The following is a 16,381-nucleotide window of genomic DNA, read 5'->3' as shown; positions in this document are numbered from 1 at the left end:
AGGCTTCCCATCTCGCTCTGTCAGTTTCCCCATCAAATTTCCCCCTGGAGCCCGAATGCGGCCTTGCGTCTCGAAGCAAGTGAGGCAAGAGTTCCGGAACCTCCTGGCGCCGGTGCGGCGCGGCGCGAAAATTTCGGCAGACCGTATGAAAGCACCCAAAAGAATCGGCATTCTCGACGTCGCCCGGCTGGCCGGCGTGTCCGCGACGACGGTGTCCCGCGTCCTGAACGGCCAGGCTGACAGCCGCATCAGTCCGGAGACGCAGGAGCGTGTCAGGGTAACGGCAAGCAGCGTCGGTTATGTCGTCAACCGTCTGGCAACATCGCTGAGGACCCATAGGACCGGCGTCTTCGGTGCTATCGTCAACAGCCTGTCGGGCCATTATCAGCCGCATCTGACAAGCCGCCTCCAAATCGTGGCGCAACGCCGTGGTGTGGAACTGCTGGTCGCGCAGGCCAAAGGAGAGGCTGGCGAGATCGCCGGCCAGCTGCGCCTGTTTCAGCAGGATTTCTTCGATGGCGTCATCATGGTCAGCGACCTTCCGGGCCAGCAGGCGCTCTGCGATCATCTCGATCTCATGGGCAAAGCGCATGTGACGCTTGGCGCAGGGCTGACAGGGCCGCTTCCCGCGGTTCTCACGGACGACCGACAGGGCATAAGACTGCTGTTCGATCACCTGGTGGAGCTCGGCCACCGCCGCATTTCTTTCGTCTACCGCGTCAGCCGCAGCGCGCTTCGCGATCGGCTGTCGATTTTCCAGGACGCCGTTGCCGGCAGCGCGGGCTTGGTCCTCGGCGACGTCATTTCCTTTGAGAAGGGCGAGCGCGACCGCAAGCTCTTTGCGGATCTCCTGGCATCGCCGCAACCCCCGACGGCGCTGATCTGCGGCAGCGACGGGCTTGCCATCGAAGTCGTCGCCTTCCTGCGCGATCTCGGCCTTCAGATCCCTGCCGATATTTCGGTTGTCGGCTATGACAACGTACCCGACACCGCCTATTGGACCCCGCCTCTGACGACAGTCGCACAGCCGACGGATGCGCTGTGCGAAGCATCGCTTGACCTTCTGATTGAGCTTTCGAATCTCCCGGCGGATCTGCGCGTTGAAAAGCGTCCGATCCGGTTCGTTACTCCCGAACTTGTCATACGTGCGTCATCGAGCTCGCCTAGCTTGCGGCCATTCTCCCTTGCGTAAAAGAAACGATGGTTCTGAACGTAAGTGGTCGTTTTTCATTTGCGCAAACGTTTGTGCAAAGCTTTAACAGGAAAGTGTGCCGATGTCCGAATATCTGCTCAGCGGCTTCAACAGCCCGGTTACCCGCCGCACGACCCTTCTGATGGGAGCCGCTGCCAGCCTAGCGGCTTTCGTCCCGGCATTGCCTGCCTCAGCTGATGACAACGCCGATAAAAGGCCGGAGCTTCGCATCGCCGTTCAGATGAATCCGGTCTCGCAGGAGCCTGTCGATGCCGCCAGCAACGTCGCCTTCCGCAACAACTATTCCATCCACGAAACAGTGCTCGCGCTCGACATGCGCGGGGATTTCTCGGTGAAGCCCAATCTCGCCACCTCCTGGACCTGGATTTCGCCGACAGTGCTCGAAATGAAACTGCGCCCCGGCGTGATCTTCCATGATGGCCGCGAGATGACCGCCGAGGACGTCGCTTTCTCCTTCGGCCCTGAGCGGCTCCTGAACAAGGACGCACCGGGCTATCCGACCTATCGCACCAATTTCACCAGCCTCGACCATGTCGAAGTGGTCGATCCGCTGACGGTCCGCTTCGTCACCAAGTTCCAGGACCCGATCTTCCTGCAGCGTCTTGCATCTTATGCGGCCGTTGTCATCAGCAAGGATGCCTGGCAGAAAAACGGCGGCAACTGGACGACCTGGCGGCAGAAACCGGTCGGCGCCGGCCCCTACAAGGTCGAAAGCTATACGGCCAATGAGAGCGTTGTTCTCGCCGCTCACGATCAGGCCTATCGCGGCAAACCGGCCGTCAAGCGCGTGACCTTGCGCATCGTGCCGGAGGTTTCCTCGCGCATTGCCGGCCTGCTGGCCGGCGACTACGACATTGCCACGGACCTGCCGCCGGATCAGCTTTCGGTCGTCACCGCCAGCACTGATCACGAGATCGTCGGCGGTCCGGTTCCGAACAACCGCATCCTGTTCTTCGACAAGAACAATCCGGCGCTGAAGGACCCGCGCGTCCGTCAGGCACTCATTCTCGCCATCGACCGTCAGGCGATCGTTGACACGATCTGGAATGGCCGCACGAGGGTGCCGAACGGGCTGCAGTTCGAGCTCTATGGTCCTGTCTATCTCAAGGATTATCCGGCCTACAAATATGATCCGGACCAGGCGATGCAGCTCCTGAAGGATGCCGGCTACAACGGCGAGGAGATCGAAGTCCGCTCGCAGAACAATTATTACACGGCGGAAAATCCGGTCACCCAGGCCGTCGTCGCCATGTGGCAGGCTGTCGGCGTCAATGCCAAGATGAAGTTCGTCGAATCGGGCAAGCTGTTTGACAACTCGCCAACCCGCGCCACCGGCAACTGGTCGAGCACCGGGCAGATCCCCGACCCCTATATCTCCTTCTTCACGCAGTTCAGCGCGGCCGGCTCGCTCACCTCGTTCAAGATCTGGCAGAACGCCGATTTCGATGCGCTCGGTGCGAAAATGGAAACGGCGGTCGATCCCGCCGACCGTGCCAAGATATTCCGCGACATGCTGCATCTGATCGAGTGGGAAGATCCGGGCGTGACCGTCCTCCACCAGAACGCCGTCTTCTTCGGCATCCGCAAGGGCATCAAGTGGCAGCCTCTGCCGGCCTTCCAGATGGATCTTGGCGCCGGCAGCCTTTCCTTCGAAGAGCAGAAGAGCTGAGCTGCGTCGCGATGGGCGTTCCCGTTCTTTCCGTCGACAATCTGAGTGTCTCGTTCAGAACGGGCGCCGGGCGGTTTCATCCGGTCAACAACGTGTCTTTCGACCTTGCCGAGGGTGAGATCCTTGGCATCGTCGGCGAGAGCGGATCGGGAAAGAGCCTCACCTGCCTGGCGCTTGCGGGTCTTCTGGGGCCGAGCGCCAGTGCCATGGGCTATATTTCCTTCCAGGATGCCATGTATGACGCAGCCGAACTCGGTCCGCGGTCGCGGGTAAAGCTGCCGCCGATCGGGCTGATCTTTCAGGAGCCCGTCTCCTGCCTCGATCCGGTCCGCACCATCGGCTCCCAGATCGCCGAGGCCGCGGTCAGCGCCGGCATGTCGGCAAAGGAAGCAAGGGACGAAGCGCTCCGGCTTCTGGCGGAGGTCGCCATTCCGCAACCCGAGACGCGCTACAATGCCTATCCCGCGCAATTCTCCGGCGGCATGTGCCAGCGCGTGATGATCGCCACGGCGCTTGCCATGCAGCCGCGATTGATCATTGCCGACGAGCCGACGACGGCGCTTGACGTGACGGTGCAGGCGCAGGTCGTCGCTCTTCTGGTCAAGGCGGTGCGCGAACGTGGCATCCCCATGATCTTCATCAGCCACGATCTCGATCTCGTCTCGGAGGTCTGCGACCGTATCGCGGTCATGTATGCGGGGTCGCTGGTCGAGATCAATCGCACGGACGATCTCTACGACAATCCGCGTCATCCCTATACAAGGTTGCTGCTGGAGGCCATGCCTGGACGGGGCAGGCCGCTGGAGAGGCTCGCGGACATCCCCGGCGAGCTGAAGCTGCATGACGACCTGCCGCAGGCCTGCGCCTTTGCGCCCCGTTGTCCGCGGGCGGAGCCGAATTGTGCAACGATGGTCCCGCCGTTGATTGCCGGTGCGGCAGCGCTTGCCTGCTTCAATCCATGGAGCTCCCATAATGCCTGACAAGCAGATGCCACCCGATGCGCAGATTGCTGGTGCGGCGCTTGCTGCCCGCGATCTGCAATTTTCCTATGCTCCGGGCTTTTCCCTTTGGCCGGGACGCGCGAAGGGATTTCATGCGATCAAGGATGTGAGCCTGGAATTGAGACCCGGCGAAACACTGGGTCTTGTCGGCGAGTCCGGCTGCGGCAAGTCCACTCTCGCCTCGCTGCTCTGCGGCGACCGCGAGCCGACATCAGGCGAAATCACGCTGTTCGGTCAGCCCTTCAAAAGCCTGATGAAGCCGAACCGGCGTGGTTTGGCAAAACATCTGCAGGTTATCTCGCAGGATACGATGGGCGCGCTCGATCCGCGCCGGAGCGTCGGTCATCAGATGGTGGAGACGCTGACAATTCACGGCATAGGCTATCCGGCAAGCAGGCTCGATCGCGCGGCAGAGGCATTTAAGGCCGTCAGCCTGCCGGTCTCCGCCTTGCAGAAATTTCCGCATCAGCTCTCCGGCGGCCAGCGCCAGCGTGTCGCGATTGCCCGTGCCCTCGTGGTCGAGCCGCAAATTCTATTGTGCGACGAGCCGGTCTCGGCGCTCGACGTTTCCGTGCAGGCGCAGGTGCTCAATCTCCTGCTCGAATTGCAGCGGGCACGCGGCCTGTCTTTGCTTTTTATCAGCCACGACGTGCGCGTGGTCCGGCACGTCTCGCATCGCGTGGCGATCATGGAGGCAGGACAGATCGTGGAAACCGGTCCCACGGAGGATGTCTTCGCAAACCCGGCTCACCCCTATACCGCCAAGCTCCTTTCTGCCGTTCCCCACGGGCGGCGCAGCAGGATGCGGCAGGCAACGGTCATGCTCGAAACGCTCTGAAGGAACAGGCAATGCTTCAATCCATCCTGCGGGCGTTTCTGCGAGCACTTGTGACCCTGTTCCTGGCGATGACCTTCACCTTCGTCATTCTGCGCGTCAGCGGCGATCCGCTGCATTCCCTGTTGCCCATCGAGACGCCGCCGGAAGTGGTAGCGCTGATGCGGCAGCAATGGGGTCTCGATCAGCCGCTCTACATCCAGTATTTTTCCTATCTCGGGCATCTCCTGCGCGGCGATTTCGGCACGTCGCTATTGAATGGGCAGGACGCGCTGACACTGGTCCTGTCGAAGGTTCCGGCGACGCTGGAATTGATGGGCGCTGCCTTGATATTAGCCTTCGGCGCCGGCGTGCCTTTCGGTATTCTCGCTGCACGCAACCGCGGCGGACTGATCGACCGCTTTGTCATGGCGCTTGCGGTGCTGATGCATTCGCTGCCGAATTTCCTGATCGCCATCCTGCTCATCCAGCTTTTCGCCGTCTCCTTGCGGATCTTGCCGAGCGGCGGGGGATCGACAATGGCACATCTCGTCATGCCCGTTCTGGTCATCGGTCTCTACAACGCCGGCATCATCGCCCGCTTCGTCCGCTCAAGCGTGCTGGAGGTGTTGGGCCAGCGTTTCATATTGGCAGCGCGCGCCAAGCGCATCGGCGAAAGCGCCCTTCTCTGGCGACACATCATGCCGAATGCAGCCCTGCCGCTTCTCACCATGCTCGGCTTCCTTGTTGGTGGCATGATTGGCGGCGCAGCCGTGGTCGAGAGCGTCTACGCCTGGCCGGGTGTCGGCCGCTTTCTTGTCTCCTCCGTCGCGCAGCGCGATCTGAACATCGTGCAGACCATCGTGCTGCTCATCACGGCAACGATGGTGACGGCCAATCTCATGATCGATTGTCTCTACATTCTCGCCGATCCGCGTCTGCGGCATCGCGCATCGGCCTGATCGGCCGCCTCGAAAGGTATCAGCCATGGCGAATGCAGCGACCGGCGCTGACGTTTCCCAAAAGACCAGATCAGAGAAAGCCTTCCGGCCCCACCTCCGGTTCGATTTGATGACGGCCATTTGCGCCATCGTGCTCGTGATCTTCATCATGGTCGCGATCTTTGCCAATGTGCTTGCGCCCCATGGTTTTGCACAGATCGATCTTCATGCCCGCAAGGCGCCGCCGATCCTGTTCGGCGGCTCATTCAAGCATATTCTCGGCACGGACGAGCTTGGCCGCGATATTCTGAGCCGCATCTTCTACGGCTTGCGCACCAGCCTGCTGATCGCGCTCGGCGCATCGGCGATCAGCCTGGCGCTCGGTACGGTGCTTGGGCTGCTGGCTGCTTTCGGCCGCGGATTTGCCGATATGGTGATCCGCGTCGCGGTAGACTTTCAGGCATCGATGCCGTTCCTCATCATTGCGCTCGCCGTTCTCGCCTTCTTCGGCGACAATCTCTGGCTCTTCATGGCGTTGCTCGGCCTCTACGGCTGGGAACGTTACGCGCGGTTGGTGCGCACCATGGCCGGGCTGGAGCTGGAGCGGGGCTATGTCGCGGCGTTGAGACGAAATGGTGCAGGAACAGGGCGCATCGCCTTTCTGCACGTGCTGCCCAACATTCTCTCCGTCGTCCTCGTCAACCTGACGATCGTCCTGCCGGAAATCCTGCTGCAGGAATCGGCGCTGAGCTTTCTCGGCCTCGGCATCCAGCCGCCGCTCGTCAGCCTCGGCAGCATGGTCGGTGCAGGCCGCGACTATGTGATGACCGAGTGGTGGATCGCGATCTTGCCGGGCATCGTGATCTTCATCCTGTCGCTGTCGATCAGCCTGATCGGCGACTATTTGCGCGACGTTCTCGATCCGACACTTCACTAGGTTGCTCCGTAAAGAACCGACTCCAAGGAGACTTGCATTGCCTTTGCCCCTTCATGCCGCTCGTCATGGTTCGCTCCGCATTGCCGCTCACCGCGGTTTCAGCCGACGTTTCCCGGAAAACACTATTCTCGCCTTCCAGGAGGGGGTGAATGCAGGCGCCAACGAGTGCGAAATCGACCTTATGCTGACGCGTGACGAACAGATCGTTGTGATTCACGACAGAACGCTTGATCGCACGACCAACGGCTTCGGCTTCGTTGCCGATCACGATCTCCAGCACATTCTTTCGCTCGACGCCGGCGCAAAATTTGACCCGCGCTTCGCCGGGACCCGTGTGCCGACGCTTGCCGATACCCTGCTGTGGGCCAAGCAAACGGATACGCGCCTTGCGATCGAGATGAAGGAGCCCGAGCGTGCCGATCGCCTCATCGATATCATGATCGGCACGCTGCGAGAGCTCGACGCTTTCGATCATGTCGCCATATCCTCCTTCGACCATCTTGACCTGCTGCGCGTCAAGGAGCTCGAGCCGCGCCTCCAGACGGAAGCGATCCTTCACCATCGTCCCGCGGACATCGTTACCTCGATGCGTGCCGGCGGCATTGACGGCGTCTCACTGGAATTGAACCGCTTTCACCGCGCCGACGCCGAAGCTCTGCAGGAGGCCGGCATTGCCGTGCGTCTGAGCCTGCCGCTGCCGGAAAAGCTTGCCATCCTCTGGCAGGGTGGCCGCGACCCGCTTCCTATGATCCGCAGCTGCGTCAAGGACCGGCTGGTCGATGCCCTTATCGGCGACGATGTGGATTTCCTCCGCATGCTGGGCACGGGCTCCTGAGAACAGGCGGCCGGTCGGCGCTTGACTTATTCATAGCCCATCAGCTATCGATCTAATCAATAGCCAAAGAGTTATGAATTGCAATGGCCAATGCCCATGATCCTATTTTCCGAGCGCTCGCCGATCCGACGCGGCGGGCGATATTCGAGCGATTGTGCCGTGATGGCGATCAGACCGTCGTTGCGCTCACGGCTTACGCCGGTGTCTCCCAGCCGGGCGTTTCAAAGCATCTTGCCGTTCTGAAACAGGCGGGGCTGGTATGCGACCGGCACGAAGGACGCCAGACGCATTATAGCGCACAACGAAACGCTCTTGCGCCATTGCTTGACTGGACAAGCGAAATGACCGGCTTCTGGGAAGACAAGTTCGACGATCTCGAAGACCTGCTCGATCGGATGGATCAATGAAGGCGGCATCGGGCGAGGTGCGAGCTGTCGTGGTCGAGCGCGAAATTGCGCATCCGCCGGCAAAGGTCTGGCGCGCACTCACACAGCCGCATCTGATCGCAGAGTGGCTGATGAAGAACGACTTCGTTCCCGTCCTGGGACACCGGTTCAGCTTTCGCAGCGACTGGGGCGGCGTCCTGGATTGCGAAGTGCTCGTCGTCGAGCCGGACGCCAGGCTGTCCTATCGATGGAATTTCGCACATGATGATCCGGCTTTCGATCTGAAGAGCGTTGTGACCTTCACGCTCACGCAGACGGATAAGGGGACCCGTCTGCGCATGGAGCAGGTCGGCTTCCGACCGGACCAGAAGCAGGCTTATGGAGGCGCCAAGGCGGGATGGCGGCAGTTCCTGGAAAGACTTGAACAGGTGCTGGCAGAGGTGAGTTGAGCCCCATTGCTGGCAAGCCCGGGATACAATCATGCGAGCATGGTCCGGCCACTTGCTTTCACCAGGCCTTGCTCGAGCTGACGGTGTCGATGCTTCGGATAGCCGGAATATGAAGTGGATGAGGAAATGATTACCGATATCGAGGACTTCTTTACCAAGGGATGCGGACGCTGCGAACGCTTTGCGACGCCGGACTGTTCGACGAGGCTGTGGATTGACGGTCTGAACGAACTGCGCCGAATCTGTCTGGAGGCGGGGCTCGTCGAGACGGTAAAGTGGGCGCATCCGTGCTACATGCATGAGGGACGCAACATCGTGATCATCGGTGCCTTTCGCGGCGATTTTCGCGCCAGTTTCTTCAACGCGGCACTGATGAAGGATCCTGAGGGCTTGCTCGAAAAGCAAGGGCAGAACACCCGGCATCCCGATATGATCCGCTTTGTGAGCAATGACGCCGTGGCGAAGATGGAGCCCGTCATCCGATCCTATCTGAAGGAGGCAATGGGTTATGCCGAGGCCGGCATCAAGCCGCCGAAAGAGCAAAGCGAAATCGAATTGCCTGACGAGTTGATCGAGGCCCTGGATTCCGATCCCGAGCTGGCGGAGGCTTTCCATGATCTGACGCCGGGGCGAAAGAAGAGCTATGTGATCAATCTGAATTCGGTGAAGAAGTCAGAAACGCGAAGCGCGCGGATTGTGAAGTTCCGCAATCATATTCTCGCCGGAAAGGGTGCGCTTGAGCGGTGATCGGCAGTTCGCAAGCGGCTCGTTTTCAAACCCGATGTGCGAGATATGCACCGCGCTTCATCGGCGGGTGATGCTTAGCCGAAACTACTCAAGATTGAGTTTGCCTGGGTGAATGCAAGCGGAACCTGCTGCCTCTCAGTCGTCTCTTCATCGATGAGGTCGCACGGCTGCAGTGCCGCAGGTCAGTTCGACTTCGGATAATACCACGCATAACCAAAATGATAGCGATCCGGGTCCTTCCCGTAATAATAGGGAAGGGCAATATCCTGCTGCGATGGCAATTGTGCCGCCGTTCCGTATTTCGACGTAAACCACAGCTTCAAGGCGTTCGGCATGGTTGACTGATGTCCGTCTCGCTCGTTCCAGACCAACAGGACCGGTCCATCTCCTATGACCTGCCGACTAAGGTCCGATGCGGGATATTCCGTTGATATCACGGCGGTATGCGGCATGTTCACACGAAGATTGCCCGCCTTGTGCCAGGTCGTCGTCACGACCGCCGAGGGTTGTTTTCCTTCCGCGGCAACGATTTTGTCCACGAAGGTCGCATAGGGCGTGTTCAGATGCTCATAAGAATGAAAAAACCGAGCGAAGAGGATGCCTCCACCCAGTATCAATGGCAGCGCCACCATCATGACGATGGGCACATAAAGGAACCTCTTTATGTCAGCTCCAAGTTGCTCGCCCGCGGCGTCGAGTTTCAGACAGAAGTAGGCCGGCACCAGAAACAGGAAGGGGAGCAGCCAGCGGTCGCGAAACTCCGTGAGCGTTATCACCAGTATCAACACCAGCAGGATCGCGACCGTGCTTAAAAGTATCCTTCCGACAAAATCGCTCCATTCGCTTCTGGCACGCAGCGAACGCAGGAATGATTGACGGAAGAACAGCAGAAAGATCACGCTCGTAGGGGCGACGATCGCAACGCTCGTCTTGACCAGTTCGAGAAGTCCGAAACCGATGTCGGAAAGTTTTCCGCCGGCGCCTTGCTCCGCCATGGTGTGGACCGTCGTTGTCAGGACACGGTCCATGTTGGACACCATCCATACGGCATGCGGCAGGAACACGAGACCGGCGATCGCGAGCGTCAGCAGAAGGCGCCAGTCCGAAAGTCTTTTTCGCCCTTCGGGATGAAAGAAGGTCGCGGCGAGAACGCTGATGATCACCAGAGCGAAATTGTACTTGGTGAGCATTCCAAGCCCGGCCCAAAGGCCGATCAGCGCATAGGAGATGACCGTCGGGCGACGAATGGTCGCAACGACGAAGTAGATTAGCATCAGCACCGCAAGCAGAGTGCCGACGGTATGCGTCAGGTCTCTCTGCGCCTGCCAGAACATCTGCGGCATCGTCAGGAGCGATAGCGTTCCGACCGCCGCCAGCCTTTTGTCAGCCACGAGCAGCCTCAGAAGCTTGTAATAGGCGAGGTAGACGAGGAAGAGCAGAAGATTCTTCACGATGACGAGCGATGCGACACTCGTGCCGAAAATTTCGAAGACGCCGTACTGAATCCAGTTGTAGAGCGGTGGCTGGGCGTCATATCCCCAGGCGAGCCATTGGCCCACGAGGAACTGCTGCGCTTCATCGATCCGCAGCGAGTTGGAGATGGCGATGCGGACGGCTGCCTGCACGATGAAATATATGGCCAGGCTCCCAGGCACCCACCAATATTCGGAGGATGACCTGTTGTCGATTGACGCAGCCTGCCGATGCGCACCCGCAAAACTGTCTTTTCCCAGAAAGTTCATCCGGTTCTCCCAGCGATTGCCACTATCGTCGCACGCGCCATGTCATAGATGTCGCGACGGCACAATCGTTTTCAGTAGGATTTCAAGGGGCGGCATATCGAGGGCAGATCTGATTTACCAGATATCATTCCTTGGGTAGCCAGGTCGGCAAAGCATCCTCGTTGTTCTTCGCATTCAGCGCTCCCGTATTACGCTGGGCGAATCTGCCTAGTCAAATATCTGCCTATGGCTGCGGGAATATGAATGCCGTGGCACGTGCCAACAACAATTTTTTTCCAGATGCCGCCTTAATCCGCATCGAACTTGTTGTCAAACATACCGAATGTATGTATACAGGGGTCAAGCTTGGGCGAGGGGGCACTTTCAAACTCCGAGTCCGACCGCCATCCGACACGCTGTGTCGGTAGCCGCAGCCCATCGTTCCAATCCGATGCGGCTGCCCACCCCGATCGGTTGACCTCCGATCAAGACGAGAAGGATTCGGCTTTCCCTCCGAATCCTTCTCTTTTTCAGCTGATTGGACTTTCGGCCTTCCGTATGGGTGCGGAAATAGGCTCCCCCTCGAAACACTCGATCCTGTCGAGTTCGATCCGAGCGGACATGCTCCTCGACTTTATAGAGGTTTGCCGCCTGCGGTTCATGCCGCCGGCTGCAGTAATTTCTCGATCTGCCCGCGGAGCCAGCGATGCGCCGCACCCCGATCGCGGCGGCGATGCCAGGTCCGGACGAATGGAAAGCTCGGCAGGACGAAGGGCATCTCCAGACATAGACCGATGGCAATACGCCTGAATTGTCCTTCGGCCAGCAGATCGCGTTCGCGACGGAGCAGTTGAGAGCACAGGCTAGGCCTACATCTATTCAAATGTCGCGGAACTTTTTCCCATCCAGCGCTTTTCATTTGACGATTTCAGGAACCATGTGGTTGTCACGTGTCGCGCTCATCCCCCAACGACCAGCAGCAAGCCCGAGCTCTCGTCCCACTAGGATTTCTGAATTTCTTCATGGCCGATGTTCAGGCGGGTATCGGACCCTTCCTCGGGGTTTTCCTTGTCGCCCATGGCTGGCAAAGCGGATCGATCGGCTCGGTCATGACGATCGGTGGGATTGCTGGGATGGTGATGATGGCGCCCGCAGGAGCCTTCATCGATGAGACGACGCATAAACGCACATGCGTAATCGTGCTTGGCATCTGCACCGTCCTCGCCTCCACGATCCTGTTGGTGTCGCAGCTCTTCTGGGTCGTGGCCTTGTCGCAGGTTGCGACCGCTATTGCCGGTGCCGCGATCGGGCCTGCCCTCAATGGCATCACTCTCGGCATTGTCCGGCAGGCGGGCTTCAATCGGCAGAATGGCTACAATCAGGCATTCAATCATGCCGGCAACCTGGTCGGCGCCGGGCTGTCGGGATGGCTCGGTTGGATGTTCGGGCTTACCGCCGTGTTCTGGCTGTCAGCCGTCTTCGGCGTGCTGACCATCATTTCCGTGCTGATGATCCCGTCTGATGCGATCGACGATGACGAAGCGCGTGGCGCGACCCTTGCCGCCGTTGGTCCGCTGGGGGAGGCGGAGCCTGCCAGACACCGAAAACCGAGCGGCTTCAAGGTGCTTGCCGAGTCGAAGCCGCTGCTCATCCTGGCTGGTGCCCTTGCATTGTTTCATCTTGGCAACGGCGCGATGTTGCCATTGTTCGGGTTGGCTGTCGTCTCCGCCGGGCAGGCCGATCCTGCGGGTTTCGTCGCCCTGACCGTGGTGGTGGCGCAGGGCACGATGATCATTACCTCCTTGATCGCGATGCATATGGCGGAAAGGAGAGGGCAGTGGCTCGTGCTGCTGATCTCGTTCGTCTCGCTGCCGATCCGCGGCCTCGTGGCGGCGCATCTAATGACGTCCTGGGGTGTCTATCCCGTTCAGCTTCTCGATGGCATCGGCGCGGGCCTGCAAAGCGTTGCCGTGCCAACGCTCGTCGCCCGCATCCTGAACGGGACCGGCCGCATCAATGTCGGCCAGGGTGTCGTCATGACGATGCAGGGTGTCGGTGCATCCCTGAGCCCGGCGATCGGCGGCTGGCTGGCGCAGGAGATCGGCTATGGCACGATGTTCATGATCCTCGGCAGTTTTGCACTCGGGTCGATTGCGCTTTGGGTCGGGTTTCATGGCGTGCTGCGCGTAGCCGCTTCCGTGCTGCCGGAGCCGTCCCAGGGCGCTGTATTCTCCGGCGATTGATTGCCTATCTCCGCCCTATCACGGGGACAAGACATCATCCTTCGTATCTCTGCGTGTTCTGATCAATCCAACTTTATAGTTGCTCGACCGCTTGTGAGATCCTGGATGTTGTCAACGACCCGTTCGACCATCGAGGCGGCGATGGTCACACCGAGCACGGCTCCGGATTCGGTGAAGCGTTCCTCCACAAGCTGCACGCCTGCCTCGGCGAGAAGTTTCGCCTTTACGAGAGCGAGATGGGAAAACTGCACATCGATCGTTGCCGCGACGGTCGGGAGTATTTCTCTCTTCTCCGCGCCTTGCAGACATATTGCGGCGGTGCCGCCATAGGAGCGGATCAATCCGCCAGCGCCCAAAAGAGTGCCGCCGAACCAGCGTGTCACGACGACGGCGATCATATCCAATTCGAAGCCGTCGATAGCCTGGAGGATCGGCTTGCCGGCAGTGCCGCTCGGTTCGCCATCATCGCTGAAGCGATAATTCTGTCCGATACGCCAAGCCCAGCAATTGTGATTGGCATCCATGACCGAGTGCTGTGCGACAAACAACTTTGCCGCCTCGGTATCGGCAATCGGAGCGGCCGTCGCAACGAACCGGCTTCGCTTGACTTCCTGATTGGCGGTGGCGATCGAAACAAGCTCAAACATATGGCCTCTTAGCCAATTTCGCGCGCCATGCGAAGAGGCAGTCGCGGCCATCCGGAAAGACATGCGATGGCGCGCTGTGGGGGATGAGACTAGTCCTGACCGCCTTTGCAAAGGTGAATTAGGATCGCCGACGAACGGTATCCAAGGCCTTCGATCGCACGGTCAAGGCTCGCTGAGCGTGATCCGGGCGACGGGAGCTCTGCCTCATTGGCATGAGGCAGAGCAGAGAGCCTTATCGGCGCCTCGTGCGAGACTTTGTTGGGGGCGCAAGTATCGCACGCGCATAGCCTACAACGAGTAGCTGAAACGTAGCTGAGGCCCTGAAGCTGGATGATTTCGGGTCTATTCGATCTAAATCTGAATTCGCTCTGAAATCAAAGAAATAGAGCATGAGGTTGTCCGAAAACCGTCCACACTTTTCCTGGAATTACTCTAGCCGCGGGTCTTATGCACCAGCAGCCAGAGAGCCGGATCGACGTCACGGCAGCGACGTCGATCCCTCGGTCGTGAGGGGCGCGATGCAGCTTCGTGACTACTTTGCCGCGGCCCTCGACATGCCGGCCTGCAGGTCCGCCTCATCGGCAACGATGGAGGCAGCCTCGTTCTGCAGGATATCCTTCGCGCTCTTGCGGGCCTTTTCGATGGCGATATCGGCGCTCAGGCTGCGCTCATTGGCCTGCAGGCCATCATCTTCGCCGGTATCGATGCCATCATTCACCTGTCCGCGCGACTTGAGACGGTTTGCCTGGGCAGTCAGCTCGTTGCGGCGTTCGGTTTCGTTGAGAGAGATGACCTTCTTGTCGCGCTGCTCCTTCAGCGTGGTGACGTCTTCCACGAAGCGCTGGTATTCCGAATCATCCTTCACCCGCGCGTCATGGCGACTTTGCAGCTGCGGCAGCAGCGCCTGGATGTCACTCCAGGGCTTGTAGTTCGCGGGCTTTACCTGCGTCCACGGCAGCGCGTTGTCGTAGCTCGACTCGCCGAAGGTCTTGAGGTCCGAAAGCCCCGGCAGGCTGATATCCGGCGTCACGCCGCGCAACTGTGTCGTGCCGCCGTTGACGCGGAAGAACTGAGCGACGGTCAGTTTCAGCTCACCGAATTTCGGTTTCTGATTGTGGGCCACCTGATCGAGATTGACCACGGTTTGCACCGTGCCCTTGCCGAAGCTCGGTTCACCGATGATCACACCGCGACCGTAATCCTGGATCGCCGCGGCAAAGATCTCGGAGGCTGATGCCGAGCCGCGATTGATCAGCACGCCGACCGGGCCGGTCCAGGCCGGGGCGGCAAGATCATCGCTCTCGACCTCCACTTCGCCGCCGGCATCGCGCTGCTGGACGACCGGACCCTTGCCGACGAACAGGCCCGTCAGGTCGATCGCTTCGGCCAGCGAGCCGCCGCCATTGTTGCGCAGATCGATCAGGACGCCATCGACCTTCTCCTGCTTCAGTTCACCGAGAAGCTTGGCGACATCGCGGCTGGCGCTGCGGTAATCCTTGTCGCCCTTGCGCCGCGCTTCGAAATCTTCATAGAACGCCGGCAGCGTGATCACGCCGATCCTGCGCGTCGTGTTGCCGTCCTTTACCGACAGGATCGTCTGCTTGGCAGCCTGTTTGTCGAGGCTGATTTTGTCACGTACGAGACTGATGACGTGATGCTTGCCATCCGGCCCGGCATCGGCCGGCAAGATGTCAAGGCGCACGACCGAGCCCTTGGCGCCGCGGATCATCTGCACGATTTCATCGAGCCGCGTGCCGACGACTTCCTTTATCGGGCCGTTTTCGCCTTGGCCGACGCCGATGATGCGATCGCCGACCGCAAGCTTGCCGGACAGTTGTGCCGGGCCGCCAGCGACCAGTTCGCGGATCGTGGTATAGTCGTCCCTTTCCTGCAGGACCGCGCCGATACCGACCAGCGAGAGTTTCATCGAAATATCGAATTCGGCCGAGGCGGTCGCGCCGAAATAATCGGTATGCGGGTCGACCGACGTCGTATAGGCGTCCATGAATGTCTGGAAGACATCGTCGTTTTTGTATTTATAGGCGCGCTCGAGGGAGTTTTCGTAGCGCTTGTCGAGCGTATCGCGAATGGCGGCATCATCCTTGCCGGCAAGCTTCAGGCGCAGCCAGTCGTTCTTGACGCGCTTGCGCCAGAGATCGTTGCTTTCCGCTTCGGTTTGCGGCCAGGGCTCCTTGTCGCGCACCAGCGAGTAGTCTTCTTTGGTGGTGAAATCAAGCTTCTGATTGAGCAGGCTGCGCGCATAGGTCATGCGGTCGACGACACGCTGCTCGTATACATTGAAAATGGAAAACGGGATATTCAGGTCTTCCTGATTGATGGCGTCATCGATCTTGGTGCTGCCCGCCATGAACTTGTCGATATCGCTCTGCAGAAAGATGACCCGATCCGGATCGAGGGACTTGATGAAGCGATTCATGATCCTGGCAGACAGGACATCGTCCAGGGGAACGGGCTTATAGTGGAAGCGCTGCAGAAATTGCGCTGTCAAATGAGCGGCTTGCGCCTGCTGCGGCAGCGGTGTCAAAACTGGCGGTGAACCGGCTTCCAGAGCATATGCCGATGAGGCAAATGCCAGGAACAGGCAGAGGAAACCATATTTCGTACGCATCAAGTCTTGGCCCGATTCTCAACGTTAAATGTTCAATCTATAATCTAGGTGGAACAATTATGGTTTTTTGGCAACCAGACAGATGCTTTCCTTCGGGAAAGATTCTCGAAACATTCGTGTTGCGCCAGTTGCGGGGATCGTCAACACAG

At 59.6% G+C, this 16,381-nt stretch carries 14 protein-coding genes; 11 read left to right on the top strand and 3 right to left on the bottom strand.

Annotated elements, in window-relative coordinates; genetic code table 11:
* Positions 1-145 precede the first annotated feature (145 nt).
* The 10 genes from GA0061103_RS19830 to GA0061103_RS19785 all read left to right on the top strand — a co-directional run bounded on the left by GA0061103_RS19830 (position 146) and on the right by GA0061103_RS19785 (position 8,992).
* Positions 146-1,192 (top strand): LacI family DNA-binding transcriptional regulator, encoded by a 1,047-nt coding sequence (locus GA0061103_RS19830; RefSeq protein ID WP_092714083.1) that lies wholly within the window; start codon positions 146-148, stop codon positions 1,190-1,192.
* A gap of 82 nt (positions 1,193-1,274) precedes the next feature.
* Complete coding sequence (locus GA0061103_RS19825; protein ID WP_092714082.1) at positions 1,275-2,882, top strand: ABC transporter substrate-binding protein; 1,608 nt, start codon at positions 1,275-1,277, stop codon at positions 2,880-2,882.
* Positions 2,883-2,893: 11 nt separating this feature from the next.
* Complete coding sequence (locus GA0061103_RS19820; protein ID WP_092714080.1) at positions 2,894-3,862, top strand: ABC transporter ATP-binding protein; 969 nt, start codon at positions 2,894-2,896, stop codon at positions 3,860-3,862.
* A complete protein-coding gene (locus tag GA0061103_RS19815; protein WP_092714078.1) occupies positions 3,855-4,721 on the top strand; it encodes an ABC transporter ATP-binding protein in 867 nt (288 codons plus the stop codon). The genes GA0061103_RS19820 and GA0061103_RS19815 overlap by 8 nt, the downstream gene beginning before the upstream one ends.
* Positions 4,722-4,732: 11 nt before the next feature.
* A complete protein-coding gene (locus GA0061103_RS19810; RefSeq protein ID WP_092714076.1) occupies positions 4,733-5,659 on the top strand; it encodes an ABC transporter permease in 927 nt (308 codons plus the stop codon).
* Positions 5,660-5,684: 25 nt separating this feature from the next.
* Entirely contained in the window at positions 5,685-6,575 is an 891-nt protein-coding gene (locus tag GA0061103_RS19805) for an ABC transporter permease (RefSeq protein WP_092714074.1), read from the top strand.
* Positions 6,576-6,612: 37 nt separating this feature from the next.
* Entirely contained in the window at positions 6,613-7,410 is a 798-nt protein-coding gene (locus tag GA0061103_RS19800) for a glycerophosphodiester phosphodiesterase (RefSeq protein ID WP_092714072.1), read from the top strand.
* Positions 7,411-7,493: 83 nt separating this feature from the next.
* On the top strand, positions 7,494-7,817 hold the full coding sequence (locus tag GA0061103_RS19795; protein WP_092714070.1) for an ArsR/SmtB family transcription factor: 324 nt from the start codon (positions 7,494-7,496) through the stop codon (positions 7,815-7,817).
* Complete coding sequence (locus tag GA0061103_RS19790; RefSeq protein ID WP_092714068.1) at positions 7,814-8,245, top strand: SRPBCC family protein; 432 nt, start codon at positions 7,814-7,816, stop codon at positions 8,243-8,245. The genes GA0061103_RS19795 and GA0061103_RS19790 overlap by 4 nt, the downstream gene beginning before the upstream one ends.
* A gap of 126 nt (positions 8,246-8,371) precedes the next feature.
* The gene (locus tag GA0061103_RS19785; protein ID WP_092714066.1) at positions 8,372-8,992 is read left to right on the top strand and encodes a YdeI/OmpD-associated family protein; all 621 of its coding nucleotides are present in this window, start codon (positions 8,372-8,374) and stop codon (positions 8,990-8,992) included.
* 182 nt (positions 8,993-9,174) lie between these two features.
* Here the strand turns inward: GA0061103_RS19785 and GA0061103_RS19780 are convergent, their stop codons facing one another.
* Positions 9,175-10,734 carry a glycosyltransferase family 39 protein gene (locus GA0061103_RS19780; RefSeq protein ID WP_092714064.1) on the bottom strand — a complete coding sequence of 520 codons (1,560 nt, stop codon included), beginning with the start codon at positions 10,732-10,734 and terminating at the stop codon, positions 9,175-9,177.
* Between the two features lie 929 nt (positions 10,735-11,663).
* Between GA0061103_RS19780 and GA0061103_RS19775 the strand changes: the two genes are divergently transcribed.
* The gene (locus GA0061103_RS19775; RefSeq protein WP_092714062.1) at positions 11,664-12,956 is read left to right on the top strand and encodes an MFS transporter; all 1,293 of its coding nucleotides are present in this window, start codon (positions 11,664-11,666) and stop codon (positions 12,954-12,956) included.
* Between the two features lie 62 nt (positions 12,957-13,018).
* Here the strand turns inward: GA0061103_RS19775 and GA0061103_RS19770 are convergent, their stop codons facing one another.
* On the bottom strand, positions 13,019-13,603 hold the full coding sequence (locus GA0061103_RS19770) for an IMPACT family protein (RefSeq protein ID WP_167376618.1): 585 nt from the start codon (positions 13,601-13,603) through the stop codon (positions 13,019-13,021).
* A 532-nt stretch (positions 13,604-14,135) separates the two neighbouring features.
* Positions 14,136-16,232, bottom strand: a complete 2,097-nt coding sequence (locus tag GA0061103_RS19765; protein WP_092714058.1) for a carboxy terminal-processing peptidase — start codon at positions 16,230-16,232, stop codon at positions 14,136-14,138.
* Positions 16,233-16,381: the final 149 nt, after the last annotated feature.

This window comes from Martinezella multihospitum, assembly GCF_900094585.1.
Lineage (GTDB): Bacteria > Pseudomonadota > Alphaproteobacteria > Rhizobiales > Rhizobiaceae > Rhizobium > Rhizobium multihospitium.
Note: the sequence above shows the minus strand (reverse complement) of the source record. Positions and strands in the feature narration are given on the sequence as shown.